At 32.5% G+C, this 23235-nt stretch carries 23 protein-coding genes; 14 read left to right on the top strand and 9 right to left on the bottom strand.

Annotation, left to right across the window (positions count from 1 at the left end; all coding sequences use genetic code 11):
• Nucleotide 1: 1 nt before the first annotated feature.
• The 5 genes from IEV10_RS12545 to IEV10_RS12525 all read left to right on the top strand — a co-directional run bounded on the left by IEV10_RS12545 (nt 2) and on the right by IEV10_RS12525 (nt 5592).
• The gene (locus IEV10_RS12545; RefSeq protein ID WP_188375068.1) at nt 2-751 is read left to right on the top strand and encodes a CsgE family curli-type amyloid fiber assembly protein; all 750 of its coding nucleotides are present in this window, start codon (nt 2-4) and stop codon (nt 749-751) included.
• A 16-nt stretch (nt 752-767) separates the two neighbouring features.
• Complete coding sequence (locus IEV10_RS12540; RefSeq protein WP_188375067.1) at nt 768-1187, top strand: curli production assembly/transport component CsgF; 420 nt, start codon at nt 768-770, stop codon at nt 1185-1187.
• 31 nt (nt 1188-1218) lie between these two features.
• Complete coding sequence (locus IEV10_RS12535; protein WP_188375066.1) at nt 1219-2790, top strand: CsgG/HfaB family protein; 1572 nt, start codon at nt 1219-1221, stop codon at nt 2788-2790.
• Nucleotides 2791-2800: 10 nt separating this feature from the next.
• Complete coding sequence (locus tag IEV10_RS12530; protein ID WP_188375065.1) at nt 2801-4300, top strand: carboxypeptidase regulatory-like domain-containing protein; 1500 nt, start codon at nt 2801-2803, stop codon at nt 4298-4300.
• A 113-nt stretch (nt 4301-4413) separates the two neighbouring features.
• Entirely contained in the window at nt 4414-5592 is a 1179-nt protein-coding gene (locus IEV10_RS12525) for an AIR synthase related protein (RefSeq protein WP_188375064.1), read from the top strand.
• Here IEV10_RS12525 and IEV10_RS12520 read toward each other — a convergent pair.
• A complete protein-coding gene (locus IEV10_RS12520) occupies nt 5589-6251 on the bottom strand; it encodes an ATP-binding cassette domain-containing protein (protein ID WP_188375063.1) in 663 nt (220 codons plus the stop codon). The two genes, IEV10_RS12525 and IEV10_RS12520, sit on opposite strands and share 4 nt — an antisense overlap.
• A gap of 497 nt (nt 6252-6748) precedes the next feature.
• On the opposite strand from IEV10_RS12520, the gene prfA reads away from it, so the two are divergent.
• The 4 genes from prfA (at nt 6749) to IEV10_RS12500 (ending at nt 10148) form a co-directional block, all read left to right on the top strand.
• Nucleotides 6749-7825, top strand: a complete 1077-nt coding sequence (gene prfA / locus IEV10_RS12515) for a peptide chain release factor 1 (RefSeq protein ID WP_188375062.1) — start codon at nt 6749-6751, stop codon at nt 7823-7825.
• A gap of 35 nt (nt 7826-7860) precedes the next feature.
• Nucleotides 7861-8676: an orotidine-5'-phosphate decarboxylase gene (gene pyrF / locus IEV10_RS12510; RefSeq protein ID WP_188375061.1), complete on the top strand. Its 816-nt coding sequence runs from the start codon at nt 7861-7863 to the stop codon at nt 8674-8676.
• A gap of 8 nt (nt 8677-8684) precedes the next feature.
• Nucleotides 8685-9467: an ABC transporter substrate-binding protein gene (locus IEV10_RS12505; RefSeq protein WP_188375060.1), complete on the top strand. Its 783-nt coding sequence runs from the start codon at nt 8685-8687 to the stop codon at nt 9465-9467.
• A gap of 168 nt (nt 9468-9635) precedes the next feature.
• A complete protein-coding gene (locus tag IEV10_RS12500; protein WP_188375059.1) occupies nt 9636-10148 on the top strand; it encodes a hypothetical protein in 513 nt (170 codons plus the stop codon).
• 22 nt (nt 10149-10170) lie between these two features.
• On the opposite strand, the gene IEV10_RS12495 is transcribed toward IEV10_RS12500, so the two are convergent.
• Nucleotides 10171-10875, bottom strand: coding sequence for a DUF4197 domain-containing protein (locus tag IEV10_RS12495; RefSeq protein WP_188375058.1), 705 nt, complete (start codon nt 10873-10875; stop codon nt 10171-10173).
• A 138-nt stretch (nt 10876-11013) separates the two neighbouring features.
• Here IEV10_RS12495 and IEV10_RS12490 point away from each other — a divergent pair, with 138 nt between their 5' ends.
• Entirely contained in the window at nt 11014-12144 is a 1131-nt protein-coding gene (locus IEV10_RS12490) for a TlpA family protein disulfide reductase (protein ID WP_188375057.1), read from the top strand.
• Between the two features lie 40 nt (nt 12145-12184).
• Here the strand turns inward: IEV10_RS12490 and IEV10_RS12485 are convergent, their stop codons facing one another.
• Nucleotides 12185-13282, bottom strand: a complete 1098-nt coding sequence (locus IEV10_RS12485) for an OmpA family protein (protein WP_188375056.1) — start codon at nt 13280-13282, stop codon at nt 12185-12187.
• Nucleotides 13283-13642: 360 nt separating this feature from the next.
• Between IEV10_RS12485 and IEV10_RS12480 the strand changes: the two genes are divergently transcribed.
• A complete protein-coding gene (locus tag IEV10_RS12480) occupies nt 13643-17059 on the top strand; it encodes a methylmalonyl-CoA mutase family protein (RefSeq protein WP_188375055.1) in 3417 nt (1138 codons plus the stop codon).
• Nucleotides 17060-17064: 5 nt separating this feature from the next.
• A complete protein-coding gene (locus IEV10_RS12475; protein WP_188375054.1) occupies nt 17065-17682 on the top strand; it encodes a DEAD/DEAH box helicase in 618 nt (205 codons plus the stop codon).
• Between the two features lie 4 nt (nt 17683-17686).
• On the opposite strand, the gene IEV10_RS12470 is transcribed toward IEV10_RS12475, so the two are convergent.
• Nucleotides 17687-18028 carry a hypothetical protein gene (locus IEV10_RS12470; protein ID WP_188375053.1) on the bottom strand — a complete coding sequence of 114 codons (342 nt, stop codon included), beginning with the start codon at nt 18026-18028 and terminating at the stop codon, nt 17687-17689.
• A 169-nt stretch (nt 18029-18197) separates the two neighbouring features.
• On the opposite strand from IEV10_RS12470, the gene IEV10_RS12465 reads away from it, so the two are divergent.
• On the top strand, nt 18198-18641 hold the full coding sequence (locus IEV10_RS12465; RefSeq protein WP_188375052.1) for an Lrp/AsnC family transcriptional regulator: 444 nt from the start codon (nt 18198-18200) through the stop codon (nt 18639-18641).
• A 3-nt stretch (nt 18642-18644) separates the two neighbouring features.
• On the opposite strand, the gene IEV10_RS12460 is transcribed toward IEV10_RS12465, so the two are convergent.
• Genes IEV10_RS12460 through IEV10_RS12450 form a run of 3 tightly spaced genes read right to left on the bottom strand, consistent with a single transcriptional unit; the run spans nt 18645 to nt 20979 of the window.
• Nucleotides 18645-19388, bottom strand: coding sequence for a DJ-1/PfpI family protein (locus tag IEV10_RS12460; protein WP_188375051.1), 744 nt, complete (start codon nt 19386-19388; stop codon nt 18645-18647).
• Nucleotides 19389-19393: 5 nt separating this feature from the next.
• Nucleotides 19394-19771 carry a VOC family protein gene (locus IEV10_RS12455; RefSeq protein ID WP_188375050.1) on the bottom strand — a complete coding sequence of 126 codons (378 nt, stop codon included), beginning with the start codon at nt 19769-19771 and terminating at the stop codon, nt 19394-19396.
• Entirely contained in the window at nt 19771-20979 is a 1209-nt protein-coding gene (locus IEV10_RS12450; RefSeq protein WP_229719713.1) for an MDR family MFS transporter, read from the bottom strand. Before IEV10_RS12450 ends, IEV10_RS12455 begins: the two co-directional genes overlap by 1 nt.
• Nucleotides 20980-21218: 239 nt before the next feature.
• Here IEV10_RS12450 and IEV10_RS12445 point away from each other — a divergent pair, with 239 nt between their 5' ends.
• Nucleotides 21219-21818, top strand: a complete 600-nt coding sequence (locus IEV10_RS12445) for a DUF1684 domain-containing protein (protein WP_188375048.1) — start codon at nt 21219-21221, stop codon at nt 21816-21818.
• Nucleotides 21819-21823: 5 nt separating this feature from the next.
• Here IEV10_RS12445 and crcB read toward each other — a convergent pair whose 3' ends face one another.
• Both crcB and IEV10_RS12435 read right to left on the bottom strand, forming a co-directional pair.
• Complete coding sequence (gene crcB, locus IEV10_RS12440) at nt 21824-22189, bottom strand: fluoride efflux transporter CrcB (RefSeq protein ID WP_188375047.1); 366 nt, start codon at nt 22187-22189, stop codon at nt 21824-21826.
• Entirely contained in the window at nt 22190-23209 is a 1020-nt protein-coding gene (locus IEV10_RS12435) for an SRPBCC family protein (protein ID WP_188375046.1), read from the bottom strand.
• Between the last annotated feature and the right edge of the window lie 26 nt (nt 23210-23235).

The following is a 23235-nucleotide window of genomic DNA, read 5'->3' as shown; positions in this document are numbered from 1 at the left end:
GATGTTTAATAAACTATTTGTATTATTTTTTTGTTTGTTGTTTTCTGGGAATATTTATTCACAAATAACAAACCAAGAAGTGGTAGCAAAAATAAAGACTGAGGCTATTTCTGAGCTCATAAAAATTGATGTTACAGCAACTAATAATACAGATTTAATTAAGAGCCTTAGATACGTATCTTACGTATACAAGAAAAATCCAAGAACTAATAATGTGTCTCGTAATGAACAATCTGGTCGTTTCGTATTACAAGCCACTGAAAAGAAGATACTAGCCTCTACAACAGTTAATAATGTAACAAAAGATAAGGTTACTGTAGTTTTGTTAATTTATGATTCTGATAATCAATTGGTAGCAAAAGACCGATTAGTTGTAATTAATAATAATGAAGAGCAGATAAAAAAAACTGTTTTAAACTCTCCAGAATTGGCTGAAGATGGTTATGCAGGTTTTAGAGGTATAATAACTGAGGATACTAAAACAAAACCAGGACGAGATTTTTTTATAGAGTTTTCTTCTGCTTACAGACTTAATCAGATTAACGGTAAAGAAATCGTAAAAATTAAAGAGAAATTTAGCTTTGGTAGAAACACAATAATGGAGGTAATAATTGGTAATACAATTGTGCATCGATTTTTTGTAAATCCAAAAAGAGATTTTATTTTAGAGCAGACTAAAATAGCTATAAAGAATGTATTAAGATATTTTGTTACCTTAGAAAAAAATAAAAGCCTAATCAGACAATATTAAAATATACCAAATCATCATGAAAAAACTACTTTTTTGTTTCGCATTAATATCGATTTTCTCGATTACAGAATCTTTTTCTCAACAATTAGTGTATCGTCCTGTAAACCCAAACTTTGGAGGTGATACGTTTAATTATCAATTCTTATTGAGTAGTGCACAAGCTCAAAATCCCTTTTCAGAAGAACAAGATGCCAATCTTAGAAATCAGCAAAGTGAAATTGAGGCATTTACCGAAAATTTGAATAACCAATTACTAAATCAAATCTCAAGATCTTTATTCACACAACAATTTGGTGCGGATGGTAACCTTACTCCAGGAACTTTTTCTTTCGGTTCCCTAGTTGTAGAAATTTTTGAATCTGCAGAAGGATTAGTTATTGATATTTTAGACATAACTAATGGAGACCAGACCCAAATTATAATTCCAGGTAATTAGAGTAATATTCTCTAGACTTATATATTTTTTTATGAAAAATTATAAACTACTAATATCATTGTTTTTAATGATATTTATGTTTAGTTGCGGCACATACTTTAATCAACCCGTCAGTGAGGAACGAGCTCGATTAGGTGAAGAAACAAAAATTAGTAAGTTATTTACAAATCTTCCTAAACCTCAACAACAGGTAGTTGTTGGAGTTTATAATTTTAGAGACCAAACTGGACAGTTTAAGCCAACTGAGAACGGAAGTACATTTAGTACTGCTGTTACGCAAGGGTCTACTGCAATTTTACTAAAAGCACTGGAAGATTCAAATTGGTTTATACCTACAGAAAGAGAGAATTTGAATAATCTATTGAATGAAAGACAGATTATTAAATCGACTCGTGAAGAATATTCTAAGCTTAATGGAACACAGCCTGAGCGTTTAAGACCTTTACTATTTGCAGGAATCTTATTAGAAGGTGGAATAGTGTCTTATGACACTAATATTGTTACTGGAGGATTAGGAGCTAGATATTTTGGTATTGGTAGTTCTACTCAATATAGACAAGATAGAATAACTATATATTTGCGCGCTGTATCTACATCTACAGGAGAGATATTAAAAACTGTTTATGTGTCTAAAACAATACTTTCTCAAGCACTTGATGCAAGTTTCTTTAGATTTGTTAGTTTTCAAAGGCTATTAGAGGCAGAAACAGGTTTTACAAGAAATGAACCAGTACAATTAGCTATTACTGAAGCTGTAGAAAAAGCAGTTCATTCTTTAGTAGTTGAAGGAATATCAGATGGTCTTTGGTCTGTTGATGAATCTGAAAAAGATGCAGCTAATCAGCTATTAATAGATTATTACGAAGAAAAGAGTTTATCATCTAATACAAAATTGCATGATAGATTGTATAGAGATCGCCGTGGGAAATCTGCAATTAATATATCCGTCGGTACTAGTATAATAGATGGAGATTTACCTAAGCCTAAACCTGAAATTTTTGCTAGAGTTGGTTATAAAAGATATCTTAACCCTTTCTTAAATATTAATACTTCACTTAATCAGTTTAACCTAAGAAATGAAGGCAATTTAGATGAGGCATTCACTTCTCTTGATTTTAATGCTGAATTTACAATTTTACCCTATGATAATTTCACACCTTATATTTACTCTGGCATGGGTGCTAATGCTAGAAACAATTTTGCTAATGTAGATTTAAAATTTCAGTATGGTATTGGATTGGAGTACTTGGTTTCTGATCAGTTAGGAATAAATTTATTTGGAGAGCAAAATATTGTGTTTACTGATGAATTAGATGGAGCTATTAGTGGAAAGCGTGATGATTTTTATTATAGATTTGGACTTGGTCTTAATTTTTATTTAAACCCACCTACTTACGAAGGTACACGCAAAAGAAAATTAAAAAATCAGAAGGAAAAAGAACTTAGACTTTTGCGAGAGGCTAATATCAGAGCACAAAAAGCTAAGGATTCTGAGGGTGATAATACTTCTGATGTTTCAAAAAAAGAAGCACGTAAAAAATTACGTGAATTACGAAAAGCTAATAGAAAGCAAATAAAAGATAGTAAAGTTGATGAAAATTAAAAATAACAACATGAAAAAATATATAAAAAGTATAATCACTTTGTTATTAGCCTTTGTTTTTATTAATTGTAGTGAAGATACACTTGATAACCTTGAAAATGGAACACTTACAGGTATTGTTGTTGCTAATGGAACAAACTTACCATTAGAGAATGTAAAAATTTCTACGAACCCAAATTTTAGCACAGTTTTCACTGATGCTGAAGGTAAATTTATTATTGAAGAAATACCTGTTAATCAGTATTCTGTTCAAGCTGAACTTGACGGATTTTTAGCTGCCTTTGAAGGTGTTGAGATAACTGCAAATTCGTCAGTTAATGTTGTTTTTGAATTAAATATAGAGACTGCCAATAACAGGCCTCCTAATACGCCAGTTTTAGTTACTCCTACGGATAATGCTGTTGACGTCCCATTAGATGTGCAATTGGTTTGGTCTGGTAGTGATCCTGATGAAGATGATATTACTTATAGTATTGAACTTAGAAATGATTTTGATGAAGAAGTTCTATCATTTTCTACAGTAAATGATACAATGCTTGATATCACGGGTCTAAGATTTGGACTCAAGTATTTTTGGCAAGTAGGTGCTAAGGATAATATAAATACTGATGTAATTCAAAGCGCAGTTAGTGTTTTTGAGACAGTTACTGCGCCTGAATTTAGATATACTTTTGTTAGAAAGATTGGAGATAATAATGTTATTTTTTCTACTGATGCTCAAGGTAATGAACTTCAACTAACGTCTTCTTTAATTAATAGTTACAGACCAAGAAGAAATGTGACTGCGAATAAGATTGCTTTCTTATCAAATAGTGGCTCTGAAACTCATATCTTCACAATGGATTTAGATGGTTCAAACCAAGAGCAAATTACATCTCAAGTAGCTATAAATGGTTTTGATTTAAATGAGATTGATTTTACTTGGACAGATAATGGTGGAAGATTCTATTATTCAAATTTCGATAGATTATATTCTATCAATAGTGATGGAACAGGACTTCAAGAGATATATCAGACACCTGATAATAGTTTTATAACCGAAGTGGTTATTAGTGCAGATGAAAGCTTATTAGCAATTAAAACTAATGATGTTAGTGGTTATAATGTGTCGGTATATACAATTGATTTATCAGGAATACTTATTGATAATATATTATCTGGAGTTTCTGGCGCAGCCGGCGGATTAGATATTTCGGTAGATAACCAATCAATAATTTATTGGTATGATGTCTCTGGATTTGAAAGTTCAAATTACAGACAATTAGATTCTCACATATTTTTATATAATAGAAATACGAGTAATACTATTGATTTATCTGATGGAAAAATTGCTGGTACAAATGATTTTGATTGCAGATTTACACCAAATGAAGCAGAAGTAATTTTTACAAATACATCAAATGATGGTATTTCGCAACGTAATATTTTTGTAACTGATTTATTGCCAAATAATAATGCGGCAGGAAGAACATCATTGATAGAGAATGCTGAAATGCCAGATTTTGAATAAGTATATGTCATATAACATTAAAAAAGCATTCAAAATAATTGAATGCTTTTTTTGTTCTAGTAATTAGATATAGAAATTAATTCAATTATTTTTGTGCTTAATAACAAACAATAATGAGTCAAGATATTAGTAAGAGATATGCGCAAAGAGGTGTTTCTGCATCTAAAGAAGACGTACACAATGCCATAAAGAATATTGATAAGGGTTTATTTCCTAAAGCATTTTGCAAAATAGTCCCAGATTACTTGACTAACAACGAGGATTATTGTTTGATTATGCATGCAGATGGTGCCGGTACAAAATCGTCTTTGGCATACATGTACTGGAAAGAAACTGGAGATGTTTCTGTTTGGAAAGGCATAGCGCAAGATGCATTGATTATGAATATTGACGACCTACTTTGTGTAGGTGCTACAGATAGTATTATGTTGTCTTCGACCATAGGAAGAAACAAAAATGTAATTCCTGGCGAAGTTATTTCTGCTATTATAAATGGAACAGAGGAACTTATAGAAGATTTAAAATCATTTGGAGTAACAATCCATTCAACTGGAGGAGAAACTGCAGATGTTGGTGATTTAGTACGTACCATAATTGTAGATTCAACAGTTACTGCAAGGATGAAGCGTCGTAATGTTATAGATAATGCAAACATCTCTGAAGGTGATGTTATTGTAGGTCTAGAGTCTTTTGGTCAAGCTACTTATGAAACCGAATATAATGGTGGTATGGGAAGTAATGGATTAACTTCTGCGCGTCACGATGTATTTGATAAATCTTTGGCGAAAAAATATCCCGAAAGTTTTGATGCAGCTGTACCAGAAAATTTGGTATACTCAGGACAGATAAAGTTGACTGATAAGGTTGAAAACTCTCCAATTGATGCTGGAAAGTTAGTATTGTCTCCAACACGTACTTACGCGCCAATTATAAAAGCGATTTTGAATAAATACAGTAGTGATGACATTCATGGTATGGTGCATTGTAGTGGAGGTGCTCAAACCAAGATTCTTCACTTTATAGACCATTTACATATTATAAAAGATAATATGTTTCCAATTCCACCACTATTTAAGCTTATACAAGAGCAATCTAAAACCGATTGGAAAGAAATGTATCAAGTCTTTAATTGTGGTCACCGTATGGAACTATATGTTAAACCAGAAGTTGCCGAAGATATTATGAGCATCTCAAAATCATTTAATGTCAATGCTCAGGTTGTTGGTAGAGTAGAAGCCTCTGATAAAAAGAAATTAACCATTAAAAGTGATTTTGGTAAGTTTGAATACTAAGACAAACTCCCAACACTCAAATATCCATAATCTTCAAGTTCATTTAATTCCTTAATCAATTTTGTTGTGCCGTTGTTTAGAAGATATAGCGTATCAGTTATATCAATAACATCCTCATATCTATGGTCAGTAAGTATAATTATCTTATTAAGCTTTTCATCAGATATTATATGTTTTACACCTTCAATCATTAAAGGAGAAATACCATTAAAAGGCTCATCCAAAAGTACAATATCGCTATTGCTTTTTAAGACGATATAGATTTCTATAAATCTGCGTTGTCCATCAGAAAGCTGACCAAACTTATAATTTTGGTAAGGATAATAGTCTTCAAACTGATCTGTAAAAGTAGTCCAGTTAACTTCAAATAATTCAAAAAGAGACTTCAACTTAAAATTCTTAGGAACAGAATCATACTGTGGTAAGTACTTAGTTGATATAGCTTTATACAAAGGTTTTAAAAGAGGCTTACTGTCTATTCTAATAAGTTTATACTTTGGTTTTAGGTTACCAAAAGCAATATCTAGAAGGCTAGTTTTTCCACAGCCATTTCTACCTAAAACACCAGTCACTTCTCCAGTTTCTGCTTTTAGGTAAATGCCGTTTAAAATACGTTTGTTCTTAAAGTAAAGTTCTACATTATCTAATTCAAATATCATTTGGGTAATATTATATCATTTTTAGAGGTTTTATTTAGTTTTTAAATATAGTTTAGTATTAGAGTCAAAATTTGATAATTAGGCAATGTTCAAGCTATGTAAATTCCTTAAAAACTGTAAGGAAAATGATGGTCAATACACTGTCTAATATAAATAAAATCGAAAATAATTTTATCGGCGAAATTCCTAAGTTTTTATAAAAGGTCAATTTTCGTCGTTGCGAGGTTTCATGGACATAATACCACGCAAAAACCGTTAGAAATAATTTGGTAATAAGTGCGGGTGCTAGATGCGGATTTAAAAACCCAATCAAAGCATTAACAACTAAAGACCAAACTACAAACGGTTTATAAAATGCAAGTATAGCTAGGAGACGATGCATATACTTCTTTAACGTGGTTTATTATTAATTATTTTTTACTGTTAATATGTCCTAAAGAAACCCAAAATAAAAATGAATAATTATTGTACTTTTATCCCTCAATTTTTGATGATAGATGTTAGAGAAAATCCAAATAGTTAAGCAGCGTTTTGATGAGGTTAATGACCTTATTATACAGCCAGATATTATATCTGACCAAAAGCGTTATATAAAGCTTAATAAAGAATATAAAGACCTTAAAAAGATTGTAGATAAAGGTGCAGTTTATAAAGCACTATTAGACAATATCTCCGAAGCTGAAGAAATTATTGCTGATGGTTCTGATGCCGAGATGGTAGAAATGGCTAAAATGCAATTAGAAGAAGCAAAAGAGCAAGTGCCAGCTTTAGAAGAAGAGATTCGTTTTATGCTGATTCCCAAAGACCCAGATGATGCTAAGAATGTGGTTGTAGAGGTCAGAGCTGGAACAGGTGGAGATGAAGCTAGTATTTTTGCGGGAGATTTGTATCGTATGTATTCAAAATACTGTAGCGATAAAGGATGGCGTGTTGATGTTGTAAGTACTAGCGAAGGAACATCTGGCGGTTTTAAAGAAATTATATTTGAAGTCTCAGGTGAAGATGTATATGGAACTATGAAATTCGAAGCGGGTGTTCACCGTGTACAACGTGTGCCACAAACAGAAACGCAAGGACGTGTGCATACAAGTGCTGCAACCGTGATGGTGTTACCAGAAGCAGAAGAGTTTGATGTAGAATTAGATATGACTGAAGTGCGTATTGAACGTACCACATCTACAGGTCCTGGAGGGCAATCGGTAAATACAACGTATTCTGCAATTAAATTGCATCACGAACCTACGGGAATGATTGTAAGTTGTCAAGATCAGAAATCATCTCATAAGAACTTAGAGAAAGCCTTAAAGGTATTGCGCTCACGTTTATATGAATTAGAGTTGGCCAAAAAGCAAGCCGCTGATTCTGAAAAACGTAAAAGTATGGTAAGCTCCGGCGACCGTAGTGCAAAAATTAGAACTTATAATTACCCTCAGGGAAGAGTTACTGATCACAGAATAGGATTAACACTTTATGATTTATCAAATATCATCAATGGTGATATCCAAAAAATAATAGACGAATTAATGTTAGCTGAAAATACGGAGTTATTAAAAGCTAACGACGATGTAATTTAAATACTAAGCCTCTTTTTTGAGGCTTTTTTTATAGAATGACAACAAATCAACTAATTAATCAAATCAAAAAAAAGCAATCCTTTCTTTGCATAGGATTGGATGTGGATTTAAATAAAATTCCAAAGCATTTATTAAAAGAAGAAGACCCAATTTTTGCATTTAATAAAGCAATTATAGATGCCACGCACCATCTATGTGTGGCCTATAAGCCAAATACAGCATTTTACGAAGCTTATGGTATTAAGGGTTGGCGATCTTTAGAGAAGACTATTAATTATCTTAATAAAAATCACCCAGAAATTTATACCATTGCAGATGCAAAGCGTGGAGATATTGGTAATACAAGTACAATGTATGCCAAAGCCTTTTTCGAAGATTTAGGTTTTGATAGTGTTACTGTTGCGCCATATATGGGTAAAGATTCTGTAGAACCATTTCTAACATTTAAAGATAAGCACACCATACTTTTGGCTTTAACATCTAATCAAGGCGCATATGACTTTCAGACTAAAACTATTGATGGTGTAGAAGTCTATAAAGAGGTATTAAAAACCTCCAAAACTTGGAAGAATTCTGAGAATTTAATGTATGTGGTTGGTGCTACTAAAGCCGAATATTTGGCAGAAATAAGACAAATTATTCCTGAGAATTTCTTACTTGTTCCTGGTGTTGGTGCTCAAGGCGGAAACCTTCAAGATGTCTGTAAATACGGAATGACAGATGATGTTGGTTTGTTAATTAATTCTTCAAGAGGTATTATTTATGCTTCGCAAAGTGAAGATTTTGCTGAAGCTGCCGCAAATAAAGCACTTGCCTTACAGGCTGAAATGAAAGACATACTTGCCAAGTAAACCTTCTCATGACATTTACGGATCAACTCAATAGACAAATTAATATACAAGAGACACCAAAACGAATTGTTTCATTAGTGCCTTCGCAGACAGAGTTGTTAATTGACTTAGGTTTAGGAGATTCAATTTTTGGTGTAACAAAATTCTGTACTCATCCAAAAGAACTAAAACAACAAAAAACTATTGTTGGGGGTACAAAAACCATTAAGATTGATAAAATAAAGGACTTAAAACCAGATATTATCTTATGCAATAAAGAAGAAAATAGCTTTGAGATTGTTGAAAGTTTAAAAAAGATTGCCCCAATCCATATCAGTGATATTTATAATCTGAACGATGCTTTTGAATTGTTTGAGATGTATGGTGATATCTTTAAGGTTAAAGAAAAAGCTAATTTAATTATTTCTGAAATTAAGAAAGAGCGTGAGTATTTTCAGAATAAAATTCAAAGTTTACCAAAACGGAAAGCTGCATATTTTATTTGGAAAAACCCATGGATGGTTGCTGCTTCAAATACATTTGTAGATGTTATGCTCTCCGAAGCAGGTTTTAAGAATATCTTTACAACTGAAACGCGTTATCCTGAGGTTTCTTTAGACCATTCAAAATTAAAAGAAGTCGAAGTTATAATGCTTTCTAGTGAACCTTTTCCATTTAAAGAAAAACATATAAAAGAATTGAAGCATTCTTTTCCAAAAAAAGAAATTATCCTTGTAGATGGCGAAATGTTTTCTTGGTATGGTAGTCGCCTTAAATATGTATATCAGTATTTCGAGATATTGAGTTTATAAAAAGAAAAAGCCGATACTGGCATATCGACTTATTAACTAACTGACATAATGTAAAGACTAACTAATCTCTTACCTTACAAATATCAAGACTTTTCTTCTTGTAAATGTTATGTTAACATTAGGATATAATTAAATATGGTTTAATAACTTGGGATAAACTAAATCATCATGAAAAAAAGTATTTTCACATTTTTTGCTCTAATTTTTATATCTCATTTATTTGCTCAAAATAATAAATGTGCATGTTGTACTGAGAAACATGCTGAGTTTGCCTTTTGGGAAGGTCAATGGGATGTGACATTGCCAAACGGAAATAAAGCAGGAGAGAATGACCTAAAATTAATTCTGGGCAAATGTGTACTTCAAGAAAGATGGACTAGTGCTAGTCCAGGTTATACAGGTACAAGTCATAGTTTTTATAATGTCGTTGCTAAACAATGGGAACAAGTTTGGATAGACAATCAAGGGGCAAGTCTTCATCTAAAAGGTAATAAAAAAGGTAATCAGATGATTTTGCAAACTGATGAAGCCATAAACAAAGATGGCAATAAGTTTGTTAATAGAGTTACTTGGACTGATAACGATGATGGTACTGTAAGGCAGTATTGGGAAGTCATCACCCAAACTAAAGAAGGCGAAAAGATATCTGTGGCTTTTGATGGGCTATACAGAAGAAAATAATTAGTAAGACTTCCTATAATCTCTAATCTTGTAACGCAAATACTTTCTTTAGTAAATCTGTAGTTCTAGATGATATTTTAGTTCGAATCTGTTTTTCTTCAACGGCAATCATTGTATAAACACCTTTTAGTGCTTCACCAGTTACATAATCCGTTAAATCAGGATTCACATCATTTGTTAGTGGTAAGGCATTGTATTTTGTAATTAGATTAGACCAAATTTCTTCTGCGCCGACTTTACTAAATGAATTATTAATCACAGGTTTAAACTTGTTATAAAGTTCAGTTTGCGTTCTCGAAGTTAAATATTGTGTAGCTGCATCATCACTCCCAAGTAAGATGTTCTTGGCATCATTAAAGGTGATGTCTTTTACAGCATTCACAAAAATAGGTGTTGCCTCCTTTACAGCATCTTCAGCGGCGCGATTTAAAATCTTCAAACCTTCATCAGCCAAGTTACCTAAGCCTATATTTCTTAATGTTTTATCAACTTTCCGAAGTTCTTCTGGGAGTAAAATTTTTACCAATTCATTTTTAAAAAAACCATCCTTTTGAGTAAGCTTACTAACTTGTTTATCTATACCTAAATCTAGTGCTTGTCGGAGTCCAGAAGCAATATCTGTATTACTAATAGGTCCAGTTTGCGGGAGTTGGTTAACAACTTGTTGTAATTCTGCACATGAAGAAAATATAAAGACTAAGAAAACGAGTAGGATAGATTTTTTCATGACTGAAGTGTTTTTATTCAAAATTGTTCTCAAATATATGCATAAAACTTGCGTTTACATCTTAATCATAATTTATATTTTAAATTATAAATATTAATTTTAGCATGGTATTTGACTTATAGGGTTGAAGATTTAATTATGAGAGATTTAAAATTCAAAAATATAGCATTTACGTTACTATTTTTACTAGGAAGTTATTATACTATAGCTCAAATAAGAGTGTCTGAAGTACTGCAAGAATCAAAAATTGTAGAAACAGAATCTAATAAACTCTACTTCGTTGATTTTTGGGCAACTTGGTGTGGCCCATGTGTTTATGCAAAAAAAATACTTACTGTTTTGCAAAAGCAATATCCAAAAGATTTTCATGTCATTTCATTATCAGAAGAGAATCCAACAAGAGTCGAGCGATTTATTAAGAAGAACCCAACGCTATTAACCATTGCTGTAGATGATTATGGGAGTACATTCAAACAATATGGTGTTAGGTCTTTGCCACAAGGTATTCTTTTTAATGCAAAAGGAGAGAAGCTATGGCAAGGTCACCCTTCGGATTTAAGTCCTAATAAACTAAACAAATTTTTAAGAGATAATAAAACGAGAAAACCATTATCAGGTTTTTTGAAAATAGTAAACCCAAAAGAGTTTTCAAAAAAGGATTATGTACCAAAAAACGATATTGAGGTAAAACTAAGTAATGTAAATTCAGAAGATTTTAATGTTAGTTATAGCAATGGTTACTTAAAATTAAATGGTAAAGTAAAAGATATCTTGAGTTATTTGTCTAAAGTTAATAGAAATCAAATACAAGTTTCATCAGAATTAAATAGGTACTATACTATTTATATAAAAAAGACTGAAATTGATAAAGAAGATATAGACTTGCAAGTTTTAAATGAATTAAAGCTTCAAGTTGCAGAAGGCATTACTAATGGAGACGTTATAACTTTAAAAATTAACAACCCAAGTTTTTGGAACTCTACACAAATTAACTGGGGAGATGTTGAGTCTAAATATTTGGTTAGTGATAGTGATATACAAGCAGATAATGTGAGTATAAAAGATATGGCATATCAATTATCAAAAGCACTTGATATACCTATAATTGTATCTTCTTCAAAAGATGAGCACCTTTATAGCATACACGATTGGCAAATACATTATAAGTATTTTGAGTTCATGCAAAGTAATCTTGAAGACTATGGTATTAAGGCCAAAAAAGAAACTGCAAATTATCCACAATACATTATAACAAAAAAAGCACCTTAAAAAAGGTGCTTTATCAATTTTAAAAAGGGTATCCAGAGGATTAATTAGACAAAACTCTAAATTCTGTACGTCTATTCTTTTGGTGTTGAGCTTCAGAGCAATCTACACCGTTAGAGCATCTGTTTGTTAAACGAGACTCCCCAAAACCTCTAGCAGATAATCGGTTTCTTGAGATGCCTCTTGATACTAAGTAGTTTACTACAGAGTTAGCACGTTGTTGCGATAAAGATTGGTTAAAATCATCATTACCTCTAGAATCTGTATGAGACATAATCTCAACACTTACTTTAGAATCTTTCATTATAGGTAATAATGTTTCATCTATAGTTTTCTTGGATGCAGCAGTTAAACGAGCACTTCCTAATTCATAAAATACAGGTAATACGTTTGGATCTAACAACTCACAGTCAACTTCTTCCCATGAAGAAATTCCACCTTTCTGGTCTAACACTGTTCTATCGACTGAATCAGATTTTGAAGCTACAGTAGTAGGTACTGCCTTTGCAGGTGTGTCTACTACTTGTCTTTTAATTGTAGTGTATTCAGCTGGTATTTCTATTTCATCCACACGAGCTGGAGTTTTTATAACTCTCTTTTTATAAGTTGTGGTCTGTTCTGGTACAGGGATGTTGTTTGTTGATGCATCAGCAGCAAGAGTAGTAAATGAAACTTCTCTAAACTGAGCAGGATACTCAACAAAACAAGCGGCTACACAATCATCTTTATTTACAGAAGGGCAATCTTCTAAAATTTTATACTCCCATCCAGATGTAGATGGATAAGTTTCGTAAGTTTTTGAACTTGTACCAAAAGTAGCTGGTACCACTTTTAAATCTGTACGACCTTCTTTCTTAACATAGGAAACTTCAACAGTTTCATATACCGCAGGGACATATACATACTTTTTTGTAGCTTCTTTTACTAAAACTCTTTCTTCAACAGTTTTGTAAGTTGCTGGCACTATATCTAAAGTATTGTACTCTGGATAGGATTGATAAGTATCAGTAACTTCTTTGAAAGTATCTTTAGTAATACATTTTACATAACATTTCCCTGGTGTTGGATTAGATGGTAAGTCTTGAGCATAGGTAAAAACTATACTTGCTAAAAAGCAGACTAATAATAATCTTTTTTTCATGAATTAATTGTTTTTGGTTAATGGTTTTGTTGTGTGTTAATTAAAGGTATGTTTATATACCTTAAAATTATAAATAGTTGATTTTTTGAGAGATGTAATTTTAAAAGTAAGAAAATTGATACATTTTAACAAATTTTTTAGAAAATAAAAGCTGGTGATTAATTTGTAATCAAAACTCAAATCTTACCTTTTCTCTTTTTTACAAAAATCATAATGTTATACAATTCAAGCTATTCTTCTATTACTAATTAATTAAAGCATGCTGTAAGATTTTTTTATGATTTAAACATTTCATAACAAAAGCCTATGATTTTTATAAATTCAGTAAATTTGTAGCTCTAAAAAGCAATTGTATTACGAATGGAACAAGTCGCACCATATAAACCAAAACATAAAGTACGTATAGTTACAGCTGCCTCACTTTTCGATGGGCATGATGCTGCAATTAATATCATGCGCCGCATCATACAATCTACAGGTGTTGAGGTCATACATTTAGGTCATGATAGAAGTGTTGAAGAAGTTGTAAATACAGCAATCCAGGAAGATGCTAATGCTATTGCAATGACTTCTTATCAAGGTGGTCATAATGAGTACTTTAAATATATGTATGACTTGCTTAATGAAAAGGGAGCCGGACATATTAAAATTTTTGGCGGCGGCGGCGGTGTTATCTTGCCTGAAGAGATTAAAGATTTAATGGATTATGGTATTACACGTATCTATTCTCCAGACGATGGAAGAGAATTAGGTTTGCAAGGTATGATTAATGATTTGGTAGAGAAATCTGATTATGCAATAGGAGATAGTCTAAATGGAGAAGTCAACCATTTGAATCGAAAAAACTCTAAGGATATTGCACGTGTTATTTCTTCGGCAGAGAATTTCCCTGACGTAGCTAAAGACGTCTTAAGTATTATTGAAGAAAAAAATAAGACATCAAAAACACCGGTTTTAGGAATTACAGGAACTGGAGGTGCTGGTAAGTCGTCTTTAGTTGATGAGCTTGTAAGACGTTTTTTAATTGATTTTCCAGAGAAAACAATAGGTCTTATTTCCGTAGACCCCTCAAAACGAAAAACGGGTGGTGCATTGTTAGGCGATAGAATAAGAATGAATGCTATTAACTCGCCTCGAGTTTATATGCGTAGTTTGGCAACACGTCAATCTAATTTGGCATTATCAAAATATGTTAGTGAAGCGATTGAAGTATTAAAAGCTGCAGAATACGATTTAATTATCCTTGAAACTTCAGGTATCGGACAATCTGATACAGAAATTATGGAGCATAGTGATGTGGCTTTATATGTCATGACACCAGAGTTTGGTGCAGCAACGCAGCTCGAAAAAATTGATATGCTAGATTTTGCGGATTTAGTAGCTATCAATAAGTTTGATAAAAGAGGCGCATTAGATGCATTACGTGATGTAAAAAAACAATACATGCGTAATAATAATCTTTGGGATGTACATCAAGATGATTTACCTGTTTTTGGTACAATTGCGTCTCAATTTAATGATCCAGGAATGAATACGCTCTACAAATCTATTATGGATAAATTGGTAGATAAAACTGAAGCTGATTTAAAATCGACTTTCGAGATTTCTAAAGAAATGAGTGAGAAGATTTTTGTCATTCCTCCAAATCGTACGCGTTACCTTTCAGAAATTGCAGAAAGCAATCGTGCATATGACCAAACGACTTTAAATCAAGTAGAGGTTGCTCAGAAACTGTATGGGATATTTAAGACTATAGAATCAGTTATTGATTCAGTACCTAAGCTTGATAAGTCAGGAGTAGATATAAATACTGCAGATTTAAATGAAACTGAAAATAAAGACTTTTTAAAGCTGCTTATTGGTGAGTTTGATCGCGTAAAGATGAACTTAGACCCTTATAATTGGGAAGTGATTACAGGATGGGACGAAAAAGTAAACCGTTATAAAAATCCTATCTATTCTTTTAAAGTAAGAGATAAGGAAATTAAAATTGAAACACATACAGAGTCCTTATCGCATACTCAAATACCAAAAGTAGCTTTGCCAAAGTATTCTGCTTGGGGAGATATTTTAAGATGGACGTTACAAGAAAATGTACCTGGAGAATTCCCTTATACTTCAGGCTTATATCCATTTAAACGTACAGGAGAAGATCCAACACGTATGTTTGCTGGAGAAGGTGGGCCAGAGCGAACTAATAGACGTTTTCACTATGTGAGTTTAGGGATGCCTGCAAAGCGTTTATCGACAGCTTTTGATAGTGTAACACTTTATGGTAATGACCCAGATTATAGACCAGATATTTATGGTAAAATAGGTAATGCAGGTGTGTCTATCTGTTGTTTAGATGATGCTAAGAAATTGTATTCTGGTTTCAATTTAGCTGATCCAATGACCTCTGTAAGTATGACCATTAATGGTCCTGCACCTATGCTATTAGGTTTCTTTATGAACGCAGCTATTGATCAACAATGTGAAGTTTATATAAAAGAAAACAGTTTAGAAAAAGAAGTTGAAAAGAAAATTGCTGAGCTATATAAAGGCAAACAACGTCCAAAATATAATGGTGATTTACCAGAAGGCAATGATGGACTTGGTCTGATGCTTTTAGGTGTTACAGGAGACCAGGTTTTACCAGCTCATATCTATGCGGAGATTAAAGCAAAAACAATAGCTCAAGTAAGAGGTACTGTTCAGGCCGATATTTTAAAAGAAGATCAAGCACAAAACACATGTATTTTTTCTACAGAATTTGCATTGCGTTTAATGGGTGATGTTCAGGAATATTTTATAAATAATAATGTTCGCAATTTTTATTCAGTATCAATCTCTGGATATCATATTGCCGAGGCAGGAGCAAATCCTATTACACAATTGGCATTAACGCTTTCTAACGGTTTTACATATGTAGAATATTACTTAAGCCGTGGAATGGATATTAATAAATTTGGTCCAAACCTTTCATTCTTTTTCTCCAATGGTATCGACCCAGAGTATTCCGTAATTGGACGTGTAGCGAGACGTATATGGGCAAAAGCGTTGAAGAATAAGTATGGGGCAAACCCAAGGGCACAAATGCTTAAATATCACATCCAGACTTCTGGTCGTAGTTTGCATGCCCAGGAGATTGATTTTAATGATATACGTACAACTTTACAGGCTCTTTATGCCATAAATGACAACTGTAATTCTTTGCATACAAATGCTTATGATGAGGCTATCACAACGCCAACAGAAGAGTCTGTGCGACGTGCTATGGCCATTCAATTAATTATTAATAAAGAATTAGGTTTAGCTAAAAACGAAAATCCAATTCAAGGTGCTTTTATTATTGAAGAATTAACGGATTTAGTTGAAGAAGCCGTACTATTAGAGTTTGATAGAATTACTGAACGTGGAGGCGTTTTAGGAGCTATGGAAACCATGTACCAACGTAGTAAGATTCAAGAAGAGAGTTTATATTATGAGACGTTAAAGCATAATGGCGAGTTCCCAATTATAGGTGTAAACACATTCTTGAGTAGCAAAGGATCGCCTACTGTGCAACCTGCTGAAGTTATAAGAGCTACGGAAGAAGAAAAAGAATTTCAAATTCAAACATTGAAACACTTGCATGAAATTCGTGATACTTCAGAATTATTAAAAGACTTACAACATAAGGCGGTAAATAATCAGAATATTTTTGAAGCTTTAATGGAGGTTTGTAAAGTGTGTTCTTTAGGGCAGATCACAAGTGCATTGTTTGAAGTTGGTGGACAGTACCGAAGAAACATGTAATTTATATGTCATTCAAAAAACTAAACCCATTACTTAAGGAATCACTAAAGACCTTAAATTTTGAAGCACCATTACCATTCCAAAAAGAAGTATTGCCAGTTATAAAAAGTGGTGCTGACGCATATGTTATTGGTAAAAAGGGTAGTGGAAAAACAACTGCCTTAATTATTCATACAATTCACAAATTAAAAGCTGAAGCTTTTGAAGACTCACCGCGCGCTCTGTTTATTGTTGAAAATCAGCAAAAAATAGCTGAACTAAAAGAAGCGTTTTCAAAATATACAAGGAATACTGATTTACGCATTTACGGCACAAGTGAGCGTTACGATTTTGAAAAGCAAAAAGTAGAAATTTATTACGGGCAAGATATCGTTATAGGAACACCTGCTTTTATTTCTAAGCTTTATTTTCAAAATGCATTACACTTAGGGCAGATTCAGCTGTTTGTGTTAGATGATGCTGATTATTTGGCAAGTAATAATGGATATAACCATATTTTGCGTTTAACAGAAAGTATAAATAAGTCTCAATCTATCATTATCGCTGATGAGTGGAATTCTAAAATTGCTAATTACCAAAATAGTTATATGAGCAATGCAAGAATCTTAAAGTGGTCAGATTAGGTTTCTATAACGTCAGCATCCAATTACGCTTCAGTATTCTGAATTTTTTTAATTCGCTTTGTAAAATGGGTAAGTAGTCTTTACCATTACTATTCGTGTTTTCTAAACGTCTACAATTCTTGTAAAGACGATAAGTTAACCTATCCAAGCTTTCAATGTGCTTATGCTTTTTATCTGAAAAACGTTCGCGTTCTGCATTAATAATTTCTGGCGCTAGGTTAGAAGATTGTTGAATTATATCTCCAGTAAAGTAGATATCATTATTTTCTTTTCCATCAACGTCTAATAAACACAAATCGTCATTAAGATATGTCGAAATACTTCGAGATAAAATAAAGATGTCCATCGCCTTTTGGTAAAGCGGGATGTTAGACAAGTGTGATGGAATAGAATAATTCAATTTAATAGCAATTTTATACGAAAATAATCACTCATAATCATTTTCAGCTTTTGTATTTAAAGCAAATCATTATATTTGCTTTAAATTATATGTTAATTTTTGTAAAAAACATTAAATGGGTATAGATTCTCTTAATTGGCAGATTTTAAAGTGTTTACAAGAAAATGCTAGAATGACAAATGCAGAAATTGGAAGACGAGTAGGTGTTAGTTCTCCAGCGGTGGCTGAACGTATAAAAAAGATGGAAGATGCAGAGATAATACATTCGTATAAAACTCTGATTTCGCCATTTTCTGCAGGATATCAATTAAAAGCAATAATTACATTACGTGCTTTTATGGGCATGCTAAAACCATTTTTAGAAAAAGTAAAGACTTATGACGAGGTTATTAACTGTTATCGTATTACAGGTAATGAAAATATTGTTATGGAGGTTGTTTTGAAAAACCAACAGCATTTAGAGAAATTTATTGACCAACTTATCGTTTATGGAGAAACTAAGACACAGATTGTTTTGTCTCAAGTCGTAAATCATAATCCTGTAAAGCCGTTAAAGTAAGTGCTATTCTACAACAATATGTGGCACTTCTTTTAGACTCCAATCTATAACTAAACCACCAGCGAGGCTTATAGCTATATCTTTTCCATATAGATATTCACACAAATACAAAGCAGCTTCAAAACTTTTAGCTCCGCCAGCTGAGGTGATGTACTTACCATCATGCACAAATAGCACATCTTTTCTAATATCTAAATTAGGATAGCGCTCTCGCATTTTATCAATATCACTCGGGAAAGTTGTAGATACTTTATTATTCAAAACACCAGCTTCTGCGAGAACAAATGCACCGTCACAATGCGACGTCATAAAAGTGGCTTCTTTATCTACTTTTTTTACAAAGTCTATCATAGCTTTGTCATCCAAATCTGTATCTAAATGATGCTCTGCACTTGGTACAACAAGGATATCAATTTTTGGCAAAACGTCGCTTACATAATTAAAATCTGGCAAGATTCGCAGACCTTCAAAAGTTGTAATTGGTGCATCTGTATTTGCAACAGTAAATACATTCATGGCCTTAATATTCTTTCTGAAAATGGTATGCTGAAAAATATCATAAGGGGCAGTCAACTCTGTATTATAAGTGCCATCCATGATTAAAAACGCTACGTTGTAGCGATTGGGTTCTAATTTTGGAAATTGCTTTTCTATAAACGTATTTTCGTTTTCTGGAGCTTTCTTTTTAGAGTTTGAATTACAGCTAAAACTGAGTAATATAGAAAATAGAATTATTATTTTTTTCATAGTATTTAATTGATTCTCCAAGGCGGATTTTTTCGGTTCTCACCTGCATGAAATATGATTATTTTATTGTTATCGAGGTCATATAAATGTACTTCGTTCCATAGCCATGTTTGCTCTAAAATGTTAGTCGTAAATGTAATGCCTTTTTGCTTGAGCGTTTTGACGGTTTCTTCAATATTTTCGACTTCAAAATACAAGCTTATACCATCACCGTTTTGCAAAGTGTCAACTTTGTGTATTGAGAGCGTAGAATCACCATTAGGACATTCGAAACGAACATATCTTGGTAAAGCATCAACAATTAAAATCAACCCTAAAGTTTTATAAAACGCTGTAGCTTTCTCAACATTTAGAGATGGAATGGTAACTTGATTTAAATTCATTATAGATTCTTTTTTACTCGATTATGTAACCAATACGATAAAATTACAGCTATTAGGCCATAAGTCCCTGTAACTAACCAATTAATTTGGTACCCAAATCGTTCAACAATACTCAACCCTATTTTAGAACTAAAAATATGAGATAAAGAGAAAGCCATAGCATAAAGTGCCATATAACTACCTTCAAATCCTTCTTTAGCTCTGCTAAGAGCAAACCTATTGGTATAAGGGAAGCCTAACATCTCTCCAAATGTAATTAGAGCCATACTGATTATAAGAATACCTATCCAAAAATTTTGATAGAGTATATAAAAACTAATACTCATTAATAAACAAGCGTAAAGAATAAGTTGTGTAACTGTAATAGACTGTTTTTCAAGATAATTTAAAAAGGGCATCTCAAGAACGATAATCAAGCCTATGTTTATCATCCAAAATAGACCTATTTGAAACTCATTAAGCCCAAATACACCTTCATAATATAAAGGCATTGTAATTATGAGTTGAAAAAACAGCATTCCCATGAAAAAAAACATGGCAATAAAAATCCAATATGTAAAATCTCTGTAAACAATATTCTTTAGTTTGCTTACTTCTTCAGATTCCGAATCTACTTCTAAAGATTGTTTTTTAGGTTCCTTTACCAAATAACTGAATAGTAGTATAGCCAATATACAGGTAATGCCATCTATCCAAAACAGCATGTTATAACCTTTAGATACAATGATTAATCCGGCTAAGGTTGGTCCTATTCCCATACCCAAGTTAATAGCTAAACGTAATAAGCCTATAGCTCGTGTTCTATTTTCTTCAGTAGTGTATGTCTTTATTGAAACATAGATAGCAGGCCTAAAAGAATCAGCGATACTCATAGTTATGAGTATGCCAAAACATAATCCCCAAAATGAAGACATATACTGTAATCCTATAAAGCAAAGACCAGTTAAAAACAAGCTAACTATCATAACTTTGTAAAACCCAAATACATCCGTTAATTTTCCGCCTAACCAGCCACCAATTACAGAACCAATTCCAAAAAAGGCTAAAATCCACCCAGCATCATCTTTACTAAACTCTAGATTTGTGGTAAGATAAAGTGATAAGAAAGGGATAACCATTGTACCTGCTCTATTGACTAAAGATATCAACGATATGTACCAAATCTCTTTAGGTAAACCCTTAAAAGATGCTATGTAATTTGTGTACATTTTTTTCATTTTGTCATTATTATAAAAGTAAAAAGTCCAACATTGCTGTCGGACTTTTTAAGTTTTGGTTGGTTAAATATATCAAGGTTATAACACACAAAAAGTACGACTCTTCTGTAAAGAGGTCTGTCTCTGCTTATATGCTACAATTGAAAATTTCATTAGATTATTATTTGATTTGCATCCAAAACTATGAAAAAAAAGTATAAGTTGTATTTTTGGAATTGAAAAATATAGTAATGAGATGTCTTAAGTATATAGTACTATTAGGGGTTTTAATAGCATGTTCTCAGAAAAAATCTGCAGTTGTAGGTGATACTGAATATCAAATTAATCAGAATAATATTTTTAAAGATGCGTCGACATCTCCCTTGAAGGCAAAAGATTTAAGAGTATTTGAAGGTTTAGATTTTTTTCCTTTTGATTCAACTTATATCATCTCAGCAAAAATTATGCGAACACCAGATGCAGAATGGTTTAATATGAAAACCACGACAAGTCGTTTATCACGTGAACGTATTTATGGGATTGTGACTTTTAAACTGAAGGAGAAAACAATTCAGCTAAACATCTATCAAGGTGAAGAAAATATGAATTCGGAAGAATACAAAGACTATCTGTTTTTACCTTTTATAGATAATACTAACGGAGAAGATAGCTATGCAGGAGGCCGCTATCTAGATTTAAGAATCCCTGATGATGATACTATTGAAATAGATTTTAATAAGGCTTATAATCCTTTATGTGCTTATAACGAGAAATATTCTTGTCCTATAGTTCCAAGAGTTAATTATATAGACTTAAAAGTTGAAGCAGGTGTAAAAGCATTTAAGAAATAGTGATACTACTTTACCAAATACATACCTCCAAAGACCGCTAAAAACCCAATTATAAAACTAGCAATGGTATACAGGGCAAAAGAGGTAAAATCACCAGATTTTAAAAATACATGATTCTCGTATGCAAAAGTAGAAAATGTGGTAAAGCCACCACAAAAGCCAGTAGCCAGCAAAAGTGTTTGCGACTCGGAAAGTCCATCATTTTTTGCAGCTACACCTAGTATTATTCCAATTAGTAAACTGCCAATTATATTGGCGGCAAAAGTACCGTAAGGTATTCCACTTTCAGAACTATTGAGCCATTTTCCTACTAAAAAGCGAAGTACACTTCCAAAGCCACCACCCACAAAAACAAGTAATAGTTGCTTCATTTATTTAATAGGAATATAAACTTCTGTTATCCAATCTGCAGGGTTAGGATAATTGCCTGGATCCGTTTGATATATTTCAAAAGGTTTTAACTCTGATTGTTGTAAATTATTCTGTGCGATATAAGTCATTGCACTTTCCCATGCTTTTGGTAGATTCGTGTAATTACCTTTTAGAGTGGTTTTAAAAACCTTAGTTTTTGGGATATAACCACACAATATCTCAGAATCTTGAGCAATCTCAACTTTGTTTTGCACTGGGATTGCTTGACTCATAATTATATTATTATTTGCATCATTCATTTCATTGTAAATTGTAAATGGCATACCTGTTTGCACAACATTATTCTTCGCCATGTAAGTCATTATCTCACCATATTGTTTACCCATTATCTGACTTATGTTAGAGCTAGTAGCTGATGTGGTTTTATACATATAAAAGCCTCCGCCATATTCGGTAATTCCATCAGTTTTTACACTATAAGCTTTCATACTATTTACAACTACACTATCAAGCATTTCTAGTCCTCTTTCGTAATGCGGTCCAATTTGTTTTTCCATGCCCCCCATCAGTGTTGCAAATGCTTTAAAGCCAAATGGTAAATCTTTTCCAGATATTTTCCAATTCACAGTTGTGCTTCCGTCTTCATTAGTTGTAAAATTCCATTTTACATCAGACTTAGGAAAATCTGAAAATTGCATTTCTTGTATAATAGAATCATTAGCAGCTGTTGCTGTAGTTTTCATAGTACCAACATCACCGTCTTGCGTCCAAGAGTATGAGCCACCAATACCATTAGTTTTTTCAGGAAGGGAAATTTCAATTTCGGGATGTTCTTCTTTCCAAGAATTCCAAGCTTCCCAGTTTTTAAAATCTATGACATTATTATAAACAACAGCAGCAGGAGCTTTAATAGTTCTACTACGTTCTACCTCATAAAAATTGGGCTGTACAGCGATATAGATTGCAAGTCCTATAACAACAATAAGAATCAGAAAAAGGATATATTTTAAGGCTTTCATGGAGGATTGATTTTTGTTATTAACCA

This window comes from Winogradskyella haliclonae (assembly GCF_014635865.1).
GTDB classification, from domain to species: domain Bacteria; phylum Bacteroidota; class Bacteroidia; order Flavobacteriales; family Flavobacteriaceae; genus Winogradskyella; species Winogradskyella haliclonae.
This window is presented reverse-complemented; position numbering and strand designations above follow the sequence as displayed.

Bases quoted from the DNA above. Each gene is read 5' to 3' on its own strand.
- IEV10_RS12445 (WP_188375048.1), top strand. From the start codon at position 21,219: ATGAGATGTCTTAAGTATATAGTACTATTAGGGGTTTTAATAGCATGT.
- IEV10_RS12465 (WP_188375052.1), top strand. From the start codon at position 18,198: ATGGGTATAGATTCTCTTAATTGGCAGATTTTAAAGTGTTTACAAGAA.
- IEV10_RS12470 (WP_188375053.1), bottom strand. From the start codon at position 18,028: ATGGACATCTTTATTTTATCTCGAAGTATTTCGACATATCTTAATGAC.
- IEV10_RS12535 (WP_188375066.1), top strand. From the start codon at position 1,219: ATGAAAAATTATAAACTACTAATATCATTGTTTTTAATGATATTTATG.
- IEV10_RS12450 (WP_229719713.1), bottom strand. From the start codon at position 20,979: ATGTACACAAATTACATAGCATCTTTTAAGGGTTTACCTAAAGAGATT.
- IEV10_RS12540 (WP_188375067.1), top strand. From the start codon at position 768: ATGAAAAAACTACTTTTTTGTTTCGCATTAATATCGATTTTCTCGATT.
- IEV10_RS12495 (WP_188375058.1), bottom strand. From the start codon at position 10,875: ATGAAAAAATCTATCCTACTCGTTTTCTTAGTCTTTATATTTTCTTCA.
- IEV10_RS12490 (WP_188375057.1), top strand. From the start codon at position 11,014: ATGAGAGATTTAAAATTCAAAAATATAGCATTTACGTTACTATTTTTA.
- IEV10_RS12480 (WP_188375055.1), top strand. From the start codon at position 13,643: ATGGAACAAGTCGCACCATATAAACCAAAACATAAAGTACGTATAGTT.
- pyrF (WP_188375061.1), top strand. From the start codon at position 7,861: ATGACAACAAATCAACTAATTAATCAAATCAAAAAAAAGCAATCCTTT.
- IEV10_RS12460 (WP_188375051.1), bottom strand. From the start codon at position 19,388: ATGAAAAAAATAATAATTCTATTTTCTATATTACTCAGTTTTAGCTGT.
- IEV10_RS12545 (WP_188375068.1), top strand. From the start codon at position 2: ATGTTTAATAAACTATTTGTATTATTTTTTTGTTTGTTGTTTTCTGGG.
- IEV10_RS12485 (WP_188375056.1), bottom strand. From the start codon at position 13,282: ATGAAAAAAAGATTATTATTAGTCTGCTTTTTAGCAAGTATAGTTTTT.
- IEV10_RS12530 (WP_188375065.1), top strand. From the start codon at position 2,801: ATGAAAAAATATATAAAAAGTATAATCACTTTGTTATTAGCCTTTGTT.
- crcB (WP_188375047.1), bottom strand. From the start codon at position 22,189: ATGAAGCAACTATTACTTGTTTTTGTGGGTGGTGGCTTTGGAAGTGTA.
- prfA (WP_188375062.1), top strand. From the start codon at position 6,749: ATGTTAGAGAAAATCCAAATAGTTAAGCAGCGTTTTGATGAGGTTAAT.
- IEV10_RS12500 (WP_188375059.1), top strand. From the start codon at position 9,636: ATGAAAAAAAGTATTTTCACATTTTTTGCTCTAATTTTTATATCTCAT.
- IEV10_RS12520 (WP_188375063.1), bottom strand. From the start codon at position 6,251: ATGATATTTGAATTAGATAATGTAGAACTTTACTTTAAGAACAAACGT.
- IEV10_RS12525 (WP_188375064.1), top strand. From the start codon at position 4,414: ATGAGTCAAGATATTAGTAAGAGATATGCGCAAAGAGGTGTTTCTGCA.
- IEV10_RS12505 (WP_188375060.1), top strand. From the start codon at position 8,685: ATGACATTTACGGATCAACTCAATAGACAAATTAATATACAAGAGACA.
- IEV10_RS12435 (WP_188375046.1), bottom strand. From the start codon at position 23,209: ATGAAAGCCTTAAAATATATCCTTTTTCTGATTCTTATTGTTGTTATA.
- IEV10_RS12475 (WP_188375054.1), top strand. From the start codon at position 17,065: ATGTCATTCAAAAAACTAAACCCATTACTTAAGGAATCACTAAAGACC.
- IEV10_RS12455 (WP_188375050.1), bottom strand. From the start codon at position 19,771: ATGAATTTAAATCAAGTTACCATTCCATCTCTAAATGTTGAGAAAGCT.